Annotated in this window: 5 protein-coding genes; all 5 read right to left on the reverse strand. The window is 40.0% G+C overall.

The window, feature by feature from the left end:
• Positions 1 to 204: 204 nt before the first annotated feature.
• On the reverse strand, positions 205 to 498 hold the full coding sequence (locus F0249_RS19640) for a hypothetical protein (protein WP_171757599.1): 294 nt from the start codon (positions 496 to 498) through the stop codon (positions 205 to 207).
• 214 nt (positions 499 to 712) lie between these two features.
• Entirely contained in the window at positions 713 to 1,153 is a 441-nt protein-coding gene (locus tag F0249_RS19645) for a hypothetical protein (protein ID WP_171757600.1), read from the reverse strand.
• A gap of 143 nt (positions 1,154 to 1,296) precedes the next feature.
• Entirely contained in the window at positions 1,297 to 2,115 is an 819-nt protein-coding gene (locus F0249_RS19650) for a hypothetical protein (protein WP_171757601.1), read from the reverse strand.
• Between the two features lie 137 nt (positions 2,116 to 2,252).
• A complete protein-coding gene (locus F0249_RS19655) occupies positions 2,253 to 2,429 on the reverse strand; it encodes a hypothetical protein (RefSeq protein WP_171757602.1) in 177 nt (58 codons plus the stop codon).
• Positions 2,430 to 2,576: 147 nt separating this feature from the next.
• Positions 2,577 to 2,780: hypothetical protein (locus F0249_RS20150; RefSeq protein WP_216599672.1), on the reverse strand; the 204-nt coding region annotated here is incomplete at its 5' end.

The raw sequence follows: 2,780 nt of genomic DNA on the forward strand, positions 1-2,780 counted from the left end.
GGCAATAGCCGCTTAAACAGGCCGTATATATGGAAGTTAACCTGCGCTTTTAATTATGCTACTGACTTGCAAAACCGGGGGAGACCATATATGTGAGCAACACATTACCGATGCCGCCGCATACCGCCTTAAACACTAAAATCAACGCATAGTAAAAACGCCACGCGTTGCGAATCACTCTTGAACAGTTTGTTAGGGCTTGGTTTAGTTATCATCAAAACTATTGTGATTTAGAAACATCGCTGTTTTCATGTGTTCTCTGAAATCTTTGTAGTGGTCCATACTTTTGTGGATTTTCACGTATCTCATCATGATCAAGAGCTCCTCAGTCTGTTCTTTGACTTGCTCTTTGAGTTTTTGATTATCTTCAATTAGATTACTTTCTAACTGTTTTTGATTAGCGATGATTTTTTCAGTATTAATCTCCATATAACGTTTAATGGAAGCAGCTCCTGTACCTACCGAAAAGATAACGACCCCAGCTAGTATGTAATCCATTTCTCGCTCCTATAACCGAAAGAAAACGATGAATTATAGCTACTTTTAGGACAATAACTTAAACACAAGTCTCACTCGAGAGCCCTAACGCCGCGTTAAGTGGCGAGCAACGCTAACCACCCTACCTAAACCATTGTGACATAAACACTAAAAATGAAGTGAGCCGAAAACGCCAAGCGTTGGGAGTCCGTCTTAAACGCTTTGTTATACGGATTTATGCCAATGAATTTAAAGCATTTATAACTTCATCCCTTGTGAGTAGAGGGGAATTAACCTTAGTGCTCGATGATGACTTATTAAACAGCTGAGCAGTCATACAATTTACTTGGAAAGTTACGCCAAGTCCCCAGACGTCACCAGAGTTTGGACGATTATCCATTAACTCTGGAGTAATGAGTTCAGAAATTTTATCCCACGGTTCGAGAACAAAAAGATCTGGGACAATCCTTACGCACAAGTATGCAACTGAAGCTAGCCGCTCAATGTTTACTTTACGCACATCAAACCAATACCCACCAGATTGATTCTCTCCGACTGCTGGAGATAATAAGCTAATCCTATATTTGTGAAAAACTGTGGTATTTGAGTGCCTTATAAACCCAAGACCTTGTAATACATCCAAATTGTGGTCTCTTGTTACGCTACTATCGACCATATCACTCCCTCCGTATAACGCCGCGTTAAGTGGCGAGCAACGCTACCACTGCACTCAAGACATTGTGCCATAAACACTGATGCATATCTTTGAACTAAAGCCGCCAAGCGTTGGGAGTCCGTCTTAAACGCTTTGTTATGCAGCTACTCAAAGGGGGCGCGGAGATCAATTTGTTTAATGTCAAAGCCTAACATAAACATTGCCTTATCCATTTTCCTAAAGTTTGCTTGAGTAACCTCGCCATACTCCAGCTTAGACAAATACCTCAAAAACCACGATGCCACTTTATTTGCTTTAAAGTTACGCTTATCGTCCGATGACTTCATTTTAACCCCTAACATTCCACGAAGTTCACTATTTAAACATCGAACTCGTGTCCCTGAACCTTTAAATGAAACAAGGTGCTTTGTTATCATTGTTAGTTCTGATTTCTGCTCCAGACCTTGTAGCGAGTCGAAAAAGCTAGCGAATATATAATTAATATATGCAGCAACTCTTGAATCATAGATAGTGGTGAGCTCGAACATAAATGAGAAAACTTTTGTCCAACCACTAGACCAACTTAGTTTGTCGAGAGCGACTATCAAATCATCATCATTTTCAAACCAAACTTTACACTCCGCAAGGTACGGTTTCAGTTCATTTTTTCGATGAAGATTAATAGCATCAATAATATTTGATGCTTGAACACCACCCCAATCAAAAACCTCAACGCATTGCAAAATAAGTTCAGCATTTGGAGTTTCTTCTAGAGTACCTAACTGACGGTCAATGCTTACGGAGTATTTCCCAGAGGACTCATAAGTGTATTGTTCAGCTGCTGATTTAATGGATGTAAAATCTATTTTCCCCTTTCGCTTACCAAAATCTACCTGGCAATGTGCATTGCTTATTTGGTTAAAATAGAAATCAGAGAAGCTCAAACGGTCTAAAATCTGAGCCAATTCATTGTACGAGTTCATAATTTTCTCTCTGCTGCATAACGCCGCATTAAGTGGTGAGCAACGCAGGCCACCAAACTAAAAGTATGATGCCGTAAACACTGAAGCTAAAGCAAACCAAAAATGCCAAGCGTTGGGAATCCGTCTTAAATGCTTTGTTAGCTTATGGTATGAAAATATCGACTGTCATAAGGAGAGGAAATACACATTGGTAGCGGGAAGGCAACGCCAATACCTAGCAGGAAGAGTGATGCACGAACAACTGGGTGGTCGATTACATCTAATGCTTTAGTAACTAAGTTTTTCGTAAATGGAACGATTTTCTTTGCTTTCATCTGTAGCTCCTCTTGGACTGTGGAGATTCGAACTCCGAAGTGATTAATGAATGAACGAAACAAATCAAGAACTGTTAATACATTATTTACAGTGCTTACTGTTGAAACAACATCCGAGAACCACTCTCCCGCGCTACCAATGTGTACTTAAGCAGCAATTTTAACACATGCGATACTGATTATAAACTCTAATTTCTCAAGAGAAGCTAACGCCCAATTAAGGTGCGACAACGCTAAAACACCCAAGCTAAACCATTGCGCCGTAAACACAAAATTCAAACCAGAGTGAAATCGGCAAGCGTTAGGAGTCACTCTTAAATTGTTTGTTAGACACAAATCACGTCCACTGTT

Source organism: Vibrio sp. 03-59-1, from assembly GCF_013114135.1.
Lineage (GTDB): Bacteria > Pseudomonadota > Gammaproteobacteria > Enterobacterales > Vibrionaceae > Vibrio > Vibrio cortegadensis.

Coding starts and splice junctions, on each gene's coding strand:
- F0249_RS19650 (WP_171757601.1), bottom strand. CDS start 2,115: ATGAACTCGTACAATGAATTGGCTCAGATTTTAGACCGTTTGAGCTTC.
- F0249_RS19645 (WP_171757600.1), bottom strand. CDS start 1,153: ATGGTCGATAGTAGCGTAACAAGAGACCACAATTTGGATGTATTACAA.
- F0249_RS19640 (WP_171757599.1), bottom strand. CDS start 498: ATGGATTACATACTAGCTGGGGTCGTTATCTTTTCGGTAGGTACAGGA.
- F0249_RS19655 (WP_171757602.1), bottom strand. CDS start 2,429: ATGAAAGCAAAGAAAATCGTTCCATTTACGAAAAACTTAGTTACTAAA.